A 15,506-nucleotide genomic window follows, 5' to 3' on the forward strand; every position below is an offset into this window, starting at 1 on the left:
GTCTAGGTTGTACCCCGTGCACGACTTTCGGCAACATAGGTTGTAAACCCCGTCGCCAGATCCACACCGCGCGGCATGGCATTAATATGTTCATCAGAGGTCAGACCTTGGGCGGCATCAATTGTCATGGCATGACCAAATCCCAACAGAACACGATTTGAGCGTGGATCTGATAGCCGGCGCCATTCCACTTGTGCTTCCTTCCCATCCGCAAGCCTCAATTTCAGCCCCTTGTCAGATGCACTGAGAACCTCACAGATATCTCCGTTATTCCCTACCCAGGTGTGCTTATCTCCAACAAGACCCCAGACCCGACGATACAGGCGCACCTTGTCTCCAACAGCAAGAGCCATGTCATACTCTTCGCCACGCTGATCAATGGCTTTGATAATCTTCTGGTCTGCGCCAATATCTCCGCGTTTTTGTAACACCTGACGTACCGCCAGACTGAGATCCGCAGCATCCTTGTTCGTTAGCGCTGACATGGTGATCGTCTTGAATGATCCGTCCGGCTTCGGGCCTTCAGCCTTCAGGGCATCTTTGCGGGACACATAATGTTGTGCGATGGCCTCCAGAACATTCTGATGGTCTCCTGTCACCAGACTGATGCTGCCGTCCTGGCGCTTCATCTCGATAGCCTGCCTAACCTCCTCAGTATGAAAACGGTTCCTCACGTCATCATCACGATTCGCGTCTGTCTCTGCTGCAACTGCTTTGCCCTTCGTCTCAAGTGCCTTAAGCTGATCATCGCTTGGTTCTTCTCCACGAAAAAGAGCCGCGATGTCACGATTACGCTTCGTTTTCTGGCGTACTGTTGACAGAAGCTCAGCCTGATCACTCGGCTCCAGCACTCTCTTGATTATTTCAAGGGCATCACCCGCCTCGATAGCCTGAGCCTGTTCTCTGTCACCCATCATACGCAGGGTCAGTCCCGTATCACGCTGCAGCTCAAGCAGTCGTAGCATCTGACGCGGCGCCACTTGCCCGACTTCGTCAAGAGCTATGACGGTATGCTCATCCAACGTGAGGTCGCCCCGATCAATACGGGCCAAAAATGGAGAAAGCGCATAGGTTTCATCAATACCGGCATCTTTCATGGCATCGGCCTGGCGCCACGCATTGGCCACACCAATGATGCGCCGTCCTGATGGGTTGGCCTCGGTATCATTGCGCCATGCGTCCACAAGAGGCTTGAGAAGTGTGGTCTTGCCGGCACCAGCCACCCCCGTAAGCATCGCTATCCTGCCGCTCTGCCCCAAGGTATGAACGGCTTTACGCTGAGCCTGCCCATGCTCCGATGTAAAATCCAGACCTGAGCGGGCAATCGCATCCTCAATGGCTTCTTTTCCGAGAGCCCTGCTCCGATCAGATGCAGCACGAGCAATATGAATGGCAAGATCCTCTTCCAGTCTGATTTGCTCAGTATGTGTGACCCTCTCACGCTCTCCTTTCATCTCAATAATGAGTTGCACCTTCTGACCGCGCACCTCAATGCCCCGTTTTTCTGTCAACTCGACCACGGCATCTATGTCAGATATTCCGCCCTCAATACCCGTCGCAATGAGACCTCGTGCAGCATAAGTCCGCAGTTTCTGGTGATCGATGACAGCGGCTGTTTCAAACTCCTGACCAAGATGCCTAGCAACGAAACGCCACGCTTGATCAAGCCGCTGTTGGCGATCCAGGCCGGTATCAATCTCCGGCCCCATAAGGCTTTGATCTACCCAACCCAACTCCTTAGCCTGACGCTTCCAAATATCGTGGTCGTCAGCGTCCAGATCCTTACCCAATCGGGCGGCCAATCCCGCCATTGAAAGCATTTTCTGCTTTCGTTCGATTGACAATCCCTCCCACTCCAGACCTTGTTCCGAGGCGTAGGACTGAGCAGCTTTCAGGACATTGCGGCGACCTTTGCTGAAAAAATCTGAAATCTCCTGTGGCACGGCAGAGATGACGGTTGCCTGTTCATTGGCGTCATACGTCTGGGCAATGCCAATTTTACGCAATTCCTGAGCGAGGATGGCTTGGAAGTAAGCGCCAAACTCGTGAACTCGCGATCGAAGCTGTTTTGTATCCAAAGACCCGACATGACCATCATCTGTGACAACCATGTTGAACATCGTGTTGTGAAAATGGGCATGAGGATCACCACCAGCCGGCGTATCAATCAGGTAGGTCTGATTGCTCTCGGGGTCTAACGCCTCGACTGTTGGCCGTGCTGTCGTGTGGCGGTATGTTACCCATGCAACATGCCCTTCTTCAGCACCGTCCTTCCCGCCCCGGCCCCGTCTAGCCAGTCCCAGTTTACGGGCCACATACCGCATAGTCTCGTCGTTAGCGACCTGCATAGCATGCCAGATAGCGGCGCGTTCTGCGTCAGTTTCGGCAAACTCTGCCGCAAGAGTCACAGACTTGTGAGGGGCCAATGTCAGATCATAGGCGCTGATTTTGCGCTGGTGTGCTGACCATTCCTCGCCATTGTCAGCCCGTTTGGCTTCATAGAGACGGGAAAGCTGCTCTCGGGTGGGAGGCTTGAAACGGTCGATGCCTAATGCCTCAGCAGCCCGCCACGGCATATCCGGACGCCAGGACGCACGACCATCACGACCGGTATAATAATTTGTCAAACGTGCACCGTCGCTGTCAGGCGTCTTTGTCGGATCCAGACGGCAGTCACTCTCCGGATCAGGAATATCCTGTAGGTAATAATTAGAGATGATCTGTCCTCTGCAGGCCGCAGAGATTTTCCGGAAGGTCATCATTCCTCTGCGCCTTCTTCTCCCGTTGTATCCGGGTAAGAACGTGGTGTACGTCCTTCAAGAAGATCCAGCGATGCGCCAGTGGTATGGTCAATGCGGCGAAGAACCGGTCTTTGGTCGGCTATGAGGGTGACAATACGGGCCAGCAGATCATCCAGAGATGGGCCTTCCCGTTCTTCTGGGGTCAGCAGTTCGAGTATGAGTGTCTGGCGTTGATGCAGAGCACGCAGTGATTCATGGATCGCATCAAACTGCTCATCAACGTGAGCACGCCATTCTGCCGTTGTTGGTTCTGGTAATTTTGTCATCACATTCTATCCTGCGAGCCCTAAATGATGCTTCAGGATCAGGAATGATGATGCGACGAAAAAGGGGCGAGCGGAAAAAGAAAGAGGACTTTCTCAATGAAGAGAAAGCCCTCTCACGTCTCATTTCACAAAAGATCGTTAAGCTGAAAGCTTCTGCACATCAGACACGGCTTGATCTGACAGCAGATAAGAGCCAGCAGCCCGAACAGTCATGGACAGGATGCCCATTTTCCCGTGTGACAGATGATCCCCTAAAGGCAGTTCGGCGTTACCATTTGTCCATGCACAATCTGTCCAATCGGTCTCATACCAACCTTCCAGTTTTTCGGCCTGAAGGTGAGAGGTGATATCGAAATGCTGTTTTGCGCACTGCAAACGCACATCTGCAACAGCGACACCCATATAACGGCGATCATCCACAAACGGACCAATCACATCAGATGGACGGCTGGCGCGTGAAACAATACGCACAGACTGCGTATCAGGCGGCAGCATGAAGCTATACTGATGCGCTGTCTTACGCATCGGACGCACAATACTTCCTGTATCTGTTACCAAATGCAGATCTGGCTCGTTGGTCAATGTCGTAGCCTGGCCGGATGTCTGACAACCAATCACACTGTTTTCGCGCCATTCCAGTGCTCGGAACAGCGGTTCCACAAAAGAACGATCTACCCCCAACGTTGCACCAGCGTCGTTTTCCCAGCTTTTGACTGCACCTCGCAGAGTAGCAACCTTGCCTTCCTGACGGAAAGAAGAGCGATTACCGGTGTCAAGATAGCTTTCGGTCAGCATGCCATCGGCGGTGATCACAGAATGCTGTTCAGTTTCGACATGATAGTAGTCGTAGGAGGTGATGGATTTATCGTAGAAGATAGACACGCCATTGACCAGCATCCGCACTGGCACAAACCGATCTTTGAAGAACAGGCAATGTTCAGCGGTAATCAGCATATCCTTATAAGGCACACCATCGGCAATGGCGTCTTTGAGGATACGCACTGGCCAACCGGCTTCGTCGTCACGAAGCTCTGGGCGAACATTAGCACGGGCCTTACCGACCCAGACAACAGAGCGGGTAACGTCCTCATTGTTTTTCCAGTCAAAGGCAATAACTTGATCGCCGATCTGAATATCTTCGACAGCAACATCACCTTCAGGGGTACGGATCATGCTACCAGCAAGGAAGCAGATAATGGCATTACCATCCTGTGTGCCTGTGGCTACTGTCGTTCCTTCAGGAACACCAGTGTCTTTAGAAGTATCGTATGAAACACTATTATATGTATATTTCTTGCCACCAGCATTCAGAACGACACTACCAGACCCATTCGAATTGGTATAGGTGGCCGTATCTACCGTTGAACCATTGACACCGATCATATCTCCTTTCGAAATACCCGAGATAGGAAGGTTGGTTTGAGCCGCAGAGGAAGAAATCAGGATTGTATTACCTGTGCCAGTGCCGGATACAACGCTGGAACCAGAATTATAGTTACCATCTAGGGAAATGGTAGACCCACCATTAACAGTAACCTTAGACTGTAGGTTGCTCACTGTCATACTCGAACCGTTGTTCAAAACGATTTGACCACCGCTTTTCACGTTGCTTCCGTTAAAACCAGAAAGGCTACTATGATCTAATTCAAACGTGCCGCCACTTACATTCAGGTTATTAACAGAATAATTTGTAAGGCCACTAATTACAAGTGTTCCAGAAGCGCTTGTTACGTTAGCTTGGCTAAATTGAATCTTAGAACTTGCAACGGTTGTCGTACCTGAGTTTACGTTTAACGTAATATTATTAGCTGAGGCACCGCTAGAAAATGTAATAGTCCCGCCATCATTTTCGATTTTTTGTGCCGAAATGCTAGAATTAATATTTAAGACACTGCCTTTATTAACAATAACAGTATCATTTTGTCCAGGAACAGTTTTTGAACTCCAATTTTTGGGGTCGTTCCAGTCTCCACTCGCAGCACCGATCCACGTTACATTTGACATTCTCTAAACTCCGATTTGCGCACAACCTGCAAGACAGGATTTTTCTGACATTATTTATTTTGATGTTGCCTTTTTTGTTTTTCCTATATAAACATAAACCGTAAGTTCACTGGCGCAAAAGGCCCGTTATGGCATTTGCGCAAATCAGGGTTTTTGCAAGGAACTTTTGAACGTTTTCAGTCGTTTAAACCTGAATGCAACCAGAAATAACACGTCGTAAAGTTGGATATGCCCGTGTCAGCACAGTAGGGCAGACTCTTGAACTTCAACTGAAAACACTGAAGGAATTCGGATGCCGTCGTATCTATCGTGAAAAAGCAAGTGGTGCAGATGCTACGCGTCCTGAATTATGTAAATTGCTTGCCAACCTTAAGCCTGGTCAAACCGTAGTCGTTACCCGTCTGGATCGACTGGCACGCAGTACATTTGATCTCTTCTCTATCGTAAAGACAATTACTGATCGTAAGGCTCAGTTTTACTCTTTAGCTGAACCCTGGACTGACACCAACACAAGTACAGGTCGGCTTATGCTTGCAGTCCTTGGTGGCTTGGCCGATGTGGAGCGCGATCTTATCCGTACACGCACCTCAGAAGGACGTGCACGTGCCATTAAGCAAGGCAAACGCATGGGAAGACCATCTCAGATTACAGACTTACAAAAGCATAAAATCATTGAAAGACGAAAAGAGGGGGAGTCCCTGAAATCGATCGCTGCTGCATTTGGAATCAGTGAAAGCACTGTCTCTCGCCTAGCTCGTGGCAGAGACAGCCATCACCATTATGGTCGGAAAATCGAGAAAGCTCGCAAATCTTACAGTACATCATGAGGTAGATAGCGCTTGGTGAACCCAAAGCTGTGATTTTGGCCATGTTGAGGAACGTACCGACAATGCGGATTTTTGATTGATGCATCTCATGCAGATCGTGCTTTTTCAGTCAGGAAGTAGCACAATGCAATCTGCATCTTCGGCAGCCGATATGGTGATGCCCTGGAACCTGAACTTTGCAGCCTATGGCTATTTCTCGTTGGATCACACGACAATTTTTTCTGAACGTCTGCTCCAAACCGTTCTGGTTAAACAGCAATGAGCCCACCGGATGATGCCAGAAGATTATCGCAGACTCACGTTGCTGATTTATAACCACGTCAATTCTTAATGGGCATTTCGAGCTGGATCTGGACACGTGGATAGATTTTGACGTTCTAGCCGTATGAGAGGAAAAATTCTCATAACATTAGGGGGCTCTTTCTTTACACTGGGATTCAACGATCCCACGAATATTACCAGTAATATTCAACGCGGTAATAAGATATTATTTTGTATTATATAATAATTTTAAAAATTAAATAACAATAAAATTTCGAAATTTTGGCAAAATAAAATCATTATTATTGAGTTTTTTACTTAAGTTATCAATGATTTGGAATAATGGAAAAATGTCGGATCTTTTCTCAAACATTTCTTCTTCGCATTCTGGACCACTTACTGTGTTTCAAGCACAGTTAAAAACTTATCGGCAGCAGAACTGGTCCGAGGTTTTCAAGGGGTATTCTGCTTTACGTGCGATTACCTTTTCAAGTTCTCTGGAATTTTTGCTCGATCTGACAGAACAGTTTAAAGATATCGAAATTGTTTTTGGCTCTGAGCATATTCTAACCAAAACCCATATTGCTTTGGCTCAAGCCAGTCAGCTTTTTGAAGACTACGGGTTTAAGGACTGTCTCACAGATCAAAAATCTCTTGTAGAAAGCTTACGTCAACTTCTTGGGTTACGCAGCAGTCTCTTTCTTCCGCGTTTGCAAAATGGTACCTTGCGTTTCAGGCTTCTGACTGGCCGTCCAAGTCATGAAAAACTTTATTTGCTATCAGGTTCCAACGGTCAACGCGTTATCACAGGATCCGCTAATCTCAGTATAGCGGCTTTCCATGGGCATCAACATGAAGTCATCATCACTTTTGATGATTTAGCAGCGTGGGATGCTTTTGATGAATATTACCAACGTGACTACAAAAAAAGTGTTGCAATCGAAAGGGATATTCTGATCAGCGTGTCTTCTGACGGCAAGAATAAACAGCCTGATATCTCTACAACATCCCTTCCTTACGAGGATGTTCCCATCGTGCGTGCGATACGGGCCGGGCTGGTTCATGTCGAACAGGGTGGTATGTCGATTTCAGAGGGAATAACCATTGATACGTTACGAAAGGCTCAACGCTTACGGCAGGAACTTGAAACAATTTCTCTGCCGATGAGCCGCAAGGGGGTAACGTTGGTCACTCCCACAATCGTTTCAACTTTTCTGCAGACACGCAATAATCTGCCTGCTGTGGACTCTCCGAAAGATGAAATTCCACGAGCCTCCCTCTCTGTTCGGACAGGAGAGATTTTTCTCAATGATCAGTTATGGCTTTCTGAAAAAGATACCATTTCAGAACATGACGTTGCCCGAGATGTACATCTGCTTGTGAATTATATCAGCAGTTTTTCGGCATTTTATGGAAATAGCCAAAGTGCCATCGCTTCCTACTGGGCATTTCTAGTCTGGCTTTACATGGCACCTTTTGCACCCTTTTTAAGACAAGGAGCCGTTAGTCATCATATCGATCCGTGGCTTTATCCCCCGTACGCGGTTTTATATGGCCGCTCCAGTGGTGGGAAAACCCTGTTTACGCAGATTATTGCACAATCCATGTTCGGGGTTGTCAAAAGTATTCAGTCATCAATGTTTACGGCACAACGTGTTTTGGGCTTACGTCAGCAATTAGGGGCAATTCCTCTGTTGATTGATGACGTGACGCCAGATCGAATGAGTAAATATGTGCCTGACATGGTGCGTACTGATCGGGATATGGCCGAATGCTACGCACCTATCGTCCTGACGACCAACAAGGACGTGACAAGCATTTCAGCTGATCTGACCAAACGGATGGTGACGTGTCACATTGATGCCTCTCTCCCGGATAGTCGAGCGCTTCAGACGGAAAGTCCCCGTCGTTTACAAAAAGAAATCGGGACAGCTTTATACCGGCGTTATCTGACTCTTATGTTCCCTCGCGTTCGAGATATGCGGATCGATATGGATCAGAGTGATGGCAAGCAGATTCCAGATGTTTTTACGGTGTCGTCTCATCTCTTGTTGTCGTTGATAGAACAACACCTTCCTGTAAAGCCAGACTGGGTTTGTCCTCTTTCTTATCGAACCTATCAAGCTATGCGGGCTGTTCAGTTCCAACGTGTGCTTGTCGAAATGATTAGAAGTCATCCTGAAAACATCGCTCTGTCGCGAGACAAGCGCTTTATGCAAGTGTGCTTTGGTGGAGATATTCGCCAAGCCATGGCATTTGAAAAATCTGTACCAGAATTTGTTTCCAAAGGGCGCATTGCAGATACCGTCAAGCTGGATATTCAAGCAATGGAAAATGAGCTGGGATTTTCTCCAATTCATCATAGTTCACTGGTTGAGAGGCTTATGAAAGTTTGGAGGAAGCGTAAGTAATTAACGCATCAGAAGCTGGTGTTTGTTTCGTGACAAATTGGATTGTCCATGTCCTTGCGGCACAGTGACAAAGTAACTGAGGATTTCCCCATGACTGCCGATCTGAACTGGTATGTCTGGCTTTTGGCCTTAAGTTTTTTGAAATCGCAATCAAGGCGGTTACCCTTGTCTTCCAGCGTTCCTGCTGGAAACCGTTGTCGTGCAGACGTAGTAAAGCATATTCCGGTCAGAATAGAGAAAACCGGGCGACATAGATAAGTCCCATAGAACGATTGTTTCTCACGTGGTGATGCCTTGCCAAACAGAAGCCGAACAAACTCCGATCTGCTGTTGTTGTCGAAGATAAATAGTTCCCACCTGAATGGTCGAACATCATGCTTATTCCTCTGACCGACGACGAGAATCTCGTTATTCCAGATCTGGCGGTTCGGATTGATCCGAGTGCTGATAATGGCTGTTCAAAGCTATGTTGGGCAGTCAGCGTCTTATTGACAACTACATCCAAGCATCGTCTCCGTGTAACCGGAAGCAAGGTGCGTCCTGACCAGTTACTCGCAATCAGACGTCAGATTGCTTTGTTGGTCGGAGCTGATGGCTAGATTGAATTGCCCCAAGTTTTGTGGTGACAGCAAGACCCGGAGCAACTCAGATAGAGCCAGCGGCAAAGCGGCAGTCAATGACGAGCGTCTTATGATGCATGCCATCGCGACGTTATTTAAGTCTGGCCGAACAATGATGCCTGACCAGGCTCGTCGTGAAGCTCTGTCGCTCCGTGATCCAGCACGCCAGGAACTGCAATCCGGGATTGATGCGGCCACCAGAACACTGAACGCAGGCCAGGCAGATAGTGCCACGTTGAAAGAACTCAGGGGCTTACGGGGAGAACTGAAAGCTTTGGAAAGCGACACGCAGGTTGGTGCCGTTCTGCGTCATATCGATCAAGCGCAAAAGGCGGGCATTGAAAAGTTGACCGTGCTCCCAGGACGCGACGGTTCTGCGCGTGACGCCATTTATGCGATCGGGCGGGCTGCCGTGCGTAGTCTTGACTTGCAGGACGATCAACGAGCAGTGCAGGGTATGAATTCCCAACAGACACAATCCCCAGCATCGTGGTTCAATCGTGCCAGTCAGAAGCTTTCTGCGCCGGAAGAAACACCCCCTCAGCCAAATAGCCCAAAATCACGTGGCCCGCAGTTTGGCTAGTTCTTGCTGAACCTAATCAGGCCGATGGCGGCTGATGAGACGTTCTGCGTGATCTATCGCACGCTCCAGTTCCTCATAATTAATGGGAGCAAACGTGGGCGCCGGCTCTACCGGCCGGATGTCCACGTTCTCATCTGGAGGACAGGTTTCCTGACTTTCTTTTTTTCTCGGTCGCCCACGTTTTCTGCCTGGTTGGGATCTTTTGGGAGGACGAACGATCTCGCGGAGAGGTTCCATATCTTTTAGTGCGAACAGACGTCGCGCCGCGCGATGCGTGACTTCAACAATCAGCCCTTCTTCTAGAAAACGTTCCAGATAGATGTAGGCAGCTTTCAGCGACAGGCCGAGCTCGGCTGAGAGGCGTGTTGCCGAGACCACTGAATAGGGCTGTGAGCAGATCTATCACCTTGTCAGCGCGCGAGGTGCGACGTTGGCCACCCGATTTTGATCTGGCCTGACGCCAGCTTTGTTCCAGAGTCCGTGTGCGGTCCTCAACGGCCGCGATCTCTTCATTCAGACAGTTCAGGAAAAAAGGGAGCCATTCTGAAGGGCTCCAAGGTGCTTCCGGTACGAAGGATCTGGCTCCAACAAGGGGAAGCGGAAAATGAAGAACATTGGTCAGGCGCCAGTGGCGGATCAATGCGGCGCGCATCGGGGCACGAACATGTCCTGCTTCTATCCAGGCATGAAAGGCCCGGGCAGAGCCAAGAAGAGGGCCTAATCTGACACTATGCTTGCTGAGCCAACCTGAAGCCTCTTCTATGGCGTTGCGTTGCGTATCCGTTGGCCTAACCAACCATTGATATTGCTCAAATGCAGCGTGGAGAGCGTCCACAGACGTTCCGCGTTCATAAATATCACATCCGAGTGGTACTGATCTCAAACCTTCCAGTTCTGCCGCCAACCGCCACGGATCTATGAGATGGCCATCGACTGCTGCGCAGGCTCTTGCAGCTTCCAGCTGCTCCCGAAACAGGATTGCAGGGAGGAGAGGATGATGATGCAGGCGCTGATCAAGTCTGCCGAAAGCCAGTGCCGTCTGGGTGAGGCTTTCGTATAACTTTCCGTCAGAAGATTGAACTGAGGCTGTCCGGAACATGCTCAGACGCGGCGGGTTGCATCGTCGTAAACCTCATTGGCATCCCTGCGTCCAATCGCAACAACCAGCACTATGAGTTTCCCCTCATGAACCTGATACACCAGCCGATATCCGGAAGCTCGACGTTTGATTTTATAGCAGCTCACAGATCGTCCAATGAAACCGGAAGAGACGGTTCAGGCGAGGCAAGACGCTCTCGAACGACGGCAAGGAGCTCCAGACCGTCATCCGATACAACAGTGCGCCGGACAGGGAGCTTGCCAGTAGCGACGACATATTCAAAGGTCTGGCGGATGAGATCTGAGGGTGTCACGCCGAGTTCTGACAGACGATCGTAGGCCGCTTTCTTCAGACTGTCATCGATGCGCAGGTTAATTGAAGCCATGATGTGTCCTCCAACAAACACATCATCTGTTTGTGCCTTTACGTTTGTAAAGGCAAATGAATAAGGGCTGCGTTCCTGTCGTTCCCATGGAAAACGACAGGGACCCATCGCTCACATCCTCAGATAGTGCGTCTTTCGACGAACATATCAGGCCATCGTTATCCGTGCTCACACACGATACAAATGTAATTGTACAAGTAGATATGACCCGCTTGACATCGTAAGGAATTTTCCTTACCTTTCAGAAGAAATCAAGATTGGAGCCAAGACATGGCCGCATTGCTGAAAGAAGAAAGTACTATCACCGCGAAGGGTCAAACAACCATTCCTAAGAGCATCAGACAGGCTTTGGGCGTGGACTATGGTGGGCGTATCACCTTCTTCGTGGACGACCAGCGTCGTATCCATGTCAAGAAGGCTACAGAAGGAACAAGAGATCCCGTCGTTTTTCGCTTCCTCGAATTTCTGGAGCAGGACATGATCGACCATCCCGACAGTTCCATCGTCAAGCTGCCTGCCAGCCTGCCTGATCGCGTAGCCGCGCTTGTCGGAAACATGGACGTTGACCTTGATGCCGAGATTGAGGGAGATGTTGCGCTCTGACTATGCTGACTATCAATGGCTGGACCATCCTAGCGCATCCGCTCTTTCTCGATCAGTTGGAAAAGCTCACCGACGCCGTTGAGGAGTTGAAGAAAAAAAAGCCTAACGAATACCAGAAGAATGCAAACACAAAGCTATTAGCTGCCTTGAACAAACTGATCTTCCAGTCAATCCCTGCTGATCCGACTGTAACCGCTTATCGGCAGGGCACGACGCTAGGGAAAGCGCACAAGCATTGGTTCAGGGCAAAGTTCGGGAATGGTCGTTTCCGCCTGTTCTTCCGCTATGATTCGGCCACGAAAGTCATCATCTTTGCCTGGGTGAACGATAACAATAGTTTGCGCACTTATGGCGCAAAGACCGATGCCTACAAAGTTTTCCAAGGAATGCTAGAAGGTGGCAACCCGCCTGATGGTTGGACCGAGCTTAGCAAAGAAGCGTCCGATCAGGCTGCTGTTGACCGGCTGGAAATTGCCTCGTCTTCGAATCCGTGACGAATACTGTAAAGTGTTACACTATATACTTGTTACCGTCTGAATCAGACTGTCAGCTGCATCGGAACTATGCTGTAGGCATGGTTTCCGCTATTCAACTTCAATCTCATAACGCAAGGGCGATACGTACACTTGGCCAGCCGCTCCATGCGACATGAGCTAGTCACAGCGACCCTGTCATGATCACACGGTAGTCCTATACTTTACTATCCGACTTAACAAGTGAATTGTCCCAGGTTTTGTGGAGAAAGAAAGATTCGTGATCCTGAGGGAAAGTGCCCATCATTATACGTGTAGACTTGTTAACGTATTCACAAAACTAAAACTGCGATCTTCAAAGCAGGCGCCGCTTTTGACATCATTCCACTCGAACAATTTCGGCCCATCTGTCATAAATTATTTTATACGCTAATAGCGTATAAAAAGCATGCGATGCGTCCTCTACACGTTCAAAACGTAATAACTGATGTTATCACGTGTCAGCCCGTCATTTCCTGAATTTGTGGCAAGCCTGCAAGGTAGAGGATTCTAAAAACCCTCATTTTGCATTTTAGAGAGGTAGCAATATCAATGTTTTACGATTTTCATATCGGCAAAAAGGAGGGTTTTTTAGAACCCTTCATGTTGGTTAGGACAATTTTAGTATGCGGTATATTAGGATTAACAGCCTGTGCCACAGAAACCCCAGAACAAGAATCTGCACATGTTGAACGCATCCAGCACGAAAATTATGTCTCAGACGCAGATCAAAATTATTACTACAATAGCCGGATTAAGAAACAGAAAAGCAAGATTTTCGATTATTACGAAAGTCACTGTCCAACGATTCAAGATCAAGATGAACAATGGGCATGCTGGAGTGAAGCAAAGAAATTTTGGGCAACATATTCACCCATGCCAGATCATGTTCCACATCCAGACCCTTTTGTGGATGATGTAATGCATGATCAAGATATTACGAATGAACGAAGAATGTTCGAATTCTATCATCGTTTAGATAATCTTGGTATCGGGTATTAACGGACAGTTCGTATTCCTCGTCTGTAAATGGTATCGATCTGAATGGCCTCATATTCTAACTGTCCCCACAAAACCAAGGGTAATTCAGTCGAGGGATGTGTCAAACTGGCCCAGTAGCTACGCCAGAAACTCCAAGAACAAGCGGTCAAGGCTCAATGGGAACGGACTAAAACATTTAGTCGATTTCGTGTACGTGATAATGATTGGGGTCGAGGGAGTTAAAAACGCAGTTCTATAAAATTCTTCATCTTCGAAAGGAAGAAAATGAAAAAGTTTATCTCTTTAATTGCTATCATGTTTCCTTGCTATGCTTTCGCAGAACCAAGTAATGATACTGTAACATCAAAATTAAATGATACATTTTCATTTGAACTGGAATCAAATCCAACTACAGGATACGGTTGGATGATTAAAGGTCTCCCAAAAAACGTCGCTTTAGTAGGTATGGAGTACATACAATCCAAAAATTGCGGTAATAATTTAGGTTGCGGTGGAGTGGAAAAATTCTTTTTTAAGGCCATTTCTTTAGGAAAAGGCACATTAGAGCTCAAATACGGACAACCTTTTGAAGATTTACCAAAAAACTCCACTTATAAATATATAAGCGTAATTAAATAATTTTTTTCAAAGCAATCACATTCGTCAAAATTCATAGGTCTATCAACGAACAAACTCTGCCAGAAAGGCGGGGTTTGTTCGTTGGTAGATCATTTGCTCAGAAAGAAATACTTAAACCAGTTCCCGTCCTATAGCAGGAGCGTCAATCCACTCTCGTTCGTCTAAAGGTTGAGGTTGGGAATAATCCGAGACGGCAAGAAGTTCATCCATTGTGTATCTATGTGGATTGGATGGTTTGCCAGACAGGGATTTTTCTTCTTTTTCCACGATAAGAACTCAAGAAAATAGAATGAGGGGCGATTTACGTATCTTTCCGCCAGATGCCTTTGGCGGGCTATGTCGCTCCCGTTCAGTATCGAAGCTAGGCTGTCGCCAGAACGGTCGATATTCATCACTCTCCATTGTTTCCGCGTTTACGCGAGGTACCACGGTATCGCCAGTCGGAATATTGTCATCAAAGGCGCCCTCAGATTTTCTGAAGAGAGAAAATTTAGTTCTTGATAGACTAAACTCATATGGCTAAGTTTTATGGTAGAAGATGATGACGCTTCTCTTATGCGCACAGTCAACATTCATGAAGCCAAGACCCATCTGTCTCGGCTGATTGATGCGGCCATGAAAGGGGAAAGTTTCATCATTGCCAAAGCCGGTCGGCCGATGGTGCGGGTCAGCCCGATTACGGCCCCTGAAGAACAACAGCAACGGCGTCTGGGTTTTCTGACAGGGAAAATCCGGGTGCCAGAGGATTTTGATCGCATGGGACAGGAGGACATCATTTCTCTGTTCGATGGTTCGGCATGAAGCTGCTTCTTCTGCTGCCCCCATGATCCTCTCGTGCAGGCTTATCTAGGTCCTGTCGAAGCTGTTTGAACGATATTCGTACGCGCCGCGCCCCTTATGTGTTGAGATGAAGTTCAGACCTATCTGAATTCGCGCGTGTCAGTAGCAGGATTTCCAAGATTATACCCATCAGCTCGTCTGGGATGCCACCGTCTTCCTCAGAGCTGGTCGTTTCCGGAGCAGTAGGTTTGCCAGAAACCTTACGGTTAAGGTTATTCAGCAGATCAGTCATCCCCTCATATCTTGACCGAGATACACCAGCTGATCGTCCCTGTTGACCAGTTTGCGGTCACTTTTAGACTGTCTCAAAACTGGACTTGTAACGGTTTTGAGCCGGTTGAGTGAGCGTTTACAACATTTAACAGGAAAGGCATGAGACCATGGCATTGAAGCAGACAGAAGAGTTTCGCCGCGAGGCGGTCAGGATCGCACTTAGCTGCGGTTTGTCCAGGACACGGGTTGCGGCGGATATGGGGATTAGCAAATCAACGCTGAGCCACTGGATTTCGCAGTCCCGAAATCGGGCCACCGTCAACTGTTCGAAACAGTGAAGATAGGTGAGATACAGTGCTTAACACCCAATATCAGGTTGAGTCGGAACCAAGGCAGGACTGCCATAAAGACAGTTTCACTCTCTGCCTACGGGCTATTTCTCCACGCAGGCAGGAAAGGTA

The 15,506-nt window shown here is 48.2% G+C and carries 16 protein-coding genes; 10 read left to right on the forward strand and 6 right to left on the reverse strand.

What is annotated here, in order from left to right; translation table 11 throughout:
- Nucleotides 1-2: 2 nt before the first annotated feature.
- From mobF to WG31_RS14420, 3 genes are all read right to left on the reverse strand, one after another.
- Nucleotides 3-2,762 carry a MobF family relaxase gene (gene mobF / locus WG31_RS14410; protein ID WP_231862527.1) on the reverse strand — a complete coding sequence of 920 codons (2,760 nt, stop codon included), beginning with the start codon at nucleotides 2,760-2,762 and terminating at the stop codon, nucleotides 3-5.
- Nucleotides 2,759-3,067 carry a hypothetical protein gene (locus WG31_RS14415; RefSeq protein WP_003626889.1) on the reverse strand — a complete coding sequence of 103 codons (309 nt, stop codon included), beginning with the start codon at nucleotides 3,065-3,067 and terminating at the stop codon, nucleotides 2,759-2,761. Before WG31_RS14415 ends, mobF begins: the two co-directional genes overlap by 4 nt.
- A 138-nt stretch (nucleotides 3,068-3,205) precedes the next feature.
- Entirely contained in the window at nucleotides 3,206-4,738 is a 1,533-nt protein-coding gene (locus WG31_RS14420; RefSeq protein WP_456303829.1) for a Hint domain-containing protein, read from the reverse strand.
- A gap of 527 nt (nucleotides 4,739-5,265) precedes the next feature.
- On the opposite strand from WG31_RS14420, the gene WG31_RS14425 reads away from it, so the two are divergent.
- The 4 genes from WG31_RS14425 (at nucleotide 5,266) to WG31_RS15645 (ending at nucleotide 9,773) form a co-directional block, all read left to right on the forward strand.
- Nucleotides 5,266-5,898, forward strand: coding sequence for a recombinase family protein (locus WG31_RS14425; RefSeq protein ID WP_003627302.1), 633 nt, complete (start codon nucleotides 5,266-5,268; stop codon nucleotides 5,896-5,898).
- A gap of 124 nt (nucleotides 5,899-6,022) precedes the next feature.
- Nucleotides 6,023-6,160: a hypothetical protein gene (locus WG31_RS15640; RefSeq protein ID WP_157884548.1), complete on the forward strand. Its 138-nt coding sequence runs from the start codon at nucleotides 6,023-6,025 to the stop codon at nucleotides 6,158-6,160.
- A gap of 349 nt (nucleotides 6,161-6,509) precedes the next feature.
- Nucleotides 6,510-8,570, forward strand: coding sequence for a restriction endonuclease PLD domain-containing protein (locus tag WG31_RS14430; RefSeq protein ID WP_244176999.1), 2,061 nt, complete (start codon nucleotides 6,510-6,512; stop codon nucleotides 8,568-8,570).
- Between the two features lie 732 nt (nucleotides 8,571-9,302).
- The gene (locus WG31_RS15645; RefSeq protein WP_231862526.1) at nucleotides 9,303-9,773 is read left to right on the forward strand and encodes a hypothetical protein; all 471 of its coding nucleotides are present in this window, start codon (nucleotides 9,303-9,305) and stop codon (nucleotides 9,771-9,773) included.
- A gap of 12 nt (nucleotides 9,774-9,785) precedes the next feature.
- Here WG31_RS15645 and WG31_RS16140 read toward each other — a convergent pair whose 3' ends face one another.
- From WG31_RS16140 to WG31_RS14445, 3 genes are all read right to left on the reverse strand, one after another.
- A complete protein-coding gene (locus tag WG31_RS16140; protein ID WP_245191582.1) occupies nucleotides 9,786-10,151 on the reverse strand; it encodes a hypothetical protein in 366 nt (121 codons plus the stop codon).
- A 723-nt stretch (nucleotides 10,152-10,874) separates the two neighbouring features.
- Entirely contained in the window at nucleotides 10,875-11,018 is a 144-nt protein-coding gene (locus tag WG31_RS16145) for a type II toxin-antitoxin system RelE family toxin (protein ID WP_238704126.1), read from the reverse strand.
- Nucleotides 11,015-11,257 (reverse strand): type II toxin-antitoxin system RelB/DinJ family antitoxin, encoded by a 243-nt coding sequence (locus WG31_RS14445; RefSeq protein WP_061342401.1) that lies wholly within the window; start codon nucleotides 11,255-11,257, stop codon nucleotides 11,015-11,017. Before WG31_RS14445 ends, WG31_RS16145 begins: the two co-directional genes overlap by 4 nt.
- Nucleotides 11,258-11,527: 270 nt before the next feature.
- On the opposite strand from WG31_RS14445, the gene WG31_RS14450 reads away from it, so the two are divergent.
- From WG31_RS14450 to WG31_RS16280, 6 genes are all read left to right on the forward strand, one after another.
- The gene (locus tag WG31_RS14450; RefSeq protein ID WP_020936752.1) at nucleotides 11,528-11,860 is read left to right on the forward strand and encodes a type II toxin-antitoxin system PrlF family antitoxin; all 333 of its coding nucleotides are present in this window, start codon (nucleotides 11,528-11,530) and stop codon (nucleotides 11,858-11,860) included.
- Nucleotides 11,861-11,862: 2 nt separating this feature from the next.
- Nucleotides 11,863-12,354, forward strand: coding sequence for a type II toxin-antitoxin system YhaV family toxin (locus WG31_RS14455; RefSeq protein ID WP_020936751.1), 492 nt, complete (start codon nucleotides 11,863-11,865; stop codon nucleotides 12,352-12,354).
- A 570-nt stretch (nucleotides 12,355-12,924) separates the two neighbouring features.
- Nucleotides 12,925-13,374 carry a hypothetical protein gene (locus tag WG31_RS14460; RefSeq protein WP_003626877.1) on the forward strand — a complete coding sequence of 150 codons (450 nt, stop codon included), beginning with the start codon at nucleotides 12,925-12,927 and terminating at the stop codon, nucleotides 13,372-13,374.
- A gap of 264 nt (nucleotides 13,375-13,638) precedes the next feature.
- Nucleotides 13,639-13,992, forward strand: a complete 354-nt coding sequence (locus WG31_RS14465; protein WP_035362748.1) for a protease inhibitor I42 family protein — start codon at nucleotides 13,639-13,641, stop codon at nucleotides 13,990-13,992.
- A 555-nt stretch (nucleotides 13,993-14,547) separates the two neighbouring features.
- Nucleotides 14,548-14,793, forward strand: coding sequence for a type II toxin-antitoxin system Phd/YefM family antitoxin (locus WG31_RS14470; protein WP_019092505.1), 246 nt, complete (start codon nucleotides 14,548-14,550; stop codon nucleotides 14,791-14,793).
- Between the two features lie 419 nt (nucleotides 14,794-15,212).
- Nucleotides 15,213-15,383 (forward strand): transposase, encoded by a 171-nt coding sequence (locus tag WG31_RS16280; protein ID WP_099541955.1) that lies wholly within the window; start codon nucleotides 15,213-15,215, stop codon nucleotides 15,381-15,383.
- Nucleotides 15,384-15,506 lie beyond the last annotated feature (123 nt).

The sequence above is a fragment of the Acetobacter oryzifermentans genome, from assembly GCF_001628715.1.
Classification (GTDB): Bacteria; Pseudomonadota; Alphaproteobacteria; order Acetobacterales; family Acetobacteraceae; genus Acetobacter; species Acetobacter oryzifermentans.

Excerpts from the sequence above, each read along its gene's own strand:
- mobF (WP_231862527.1), bottom strand. The coding sequence starts at position 2,762 with ATGATGACCTTCCGGAAAATCTCTGCGGCCTGCAGAGGACAGATCATC.
- WG31_RS14415 (WP_003626889.1), bottom strand. The coding sequence starts at position 3,067 with ATGACAAAATTACCAGAACCAACAACGGCAGAATGGCGTGCTCACGTT.
- WG31_RS14425 (WP_003627302.1), top strand. The coding sequence starts at position 5,266 with ATGCAACCAGAAATAACACGTCGTAAAGTTGGATATGCCCGTGTCAGC.
- WG31_RS15640 (WP_157884548.1), top strand. The coding sequence starts at position 6,023 with ATGCAATCTGCATCTTCGGCAGCCGATATGGTGATGCCCTGGAACCTG.
- WG31_RS14430 (WP_244176999.1), top strand. The coding sequence starts at position 6,510 with ATGTCGGATCTTTTCTCAAACATTTCTTCTTCGCATTCTGGACCACTT.
- WG31_RS15645 (WP_231862526.1), top strand. The coding sequence starts at position 9,303 with ATGATGCCTGACCAGGCTCGTCGTGAAGCTCTGTCGCTCCGTGATCCA.
- WG31_RS14445 (WP_061342401.1), bottom strand. The coding sequence starts at position 11,257 with ATGGCTTCAATTAACCTGCGCATCGATGACAGTCTGAAGAAAGCGGCC.
- WG31_RS14450 (WP_020936752.1), top strand. The coding sequence starts at position 11,528 with ATGGCCGCATTGCTGAAAGAAGAAAGTACTATCACCGCGAAGGGTCAA.
- WG31_RS14455 (WP_020936751.1), top strand. The coding sequence starts at position 11,863 with ATGCTGACTATCAATGGCTGGACCATCCTAGCGCATCCGCTCTTTCTC.
- WG31_RS14460 (WP_003626877.1), top strand. The coding sequence starts at position 12,925 with ATGTTTTACGATTTTCATATCGGCAAAAAGGAGGGTTTTTTAGAACCC.
- WG31_RS14465 (WP_035362748.1), top strand. The coding sequence starts at position 13,639 with ATGAAAAAGTTTATCTCTTTAATTGCTATCATGTTTCCTTGCTATGCT.
- WG31_RS14470 (WP_019092505.1), top strand. The coding sequence starts at position 14,548 with ATGCGCACAGTCAACATTCATGAAGCCAAGACCCATCTGTCTCGGCTG.
- WG31_RS16280 (WP_099541955.1), top strand. The coding sequence starts at position 15,213 with ATGGCATTGAAGCAGACAGAAGAGTTTCGCCGCGAGGCGGTCAGGATC.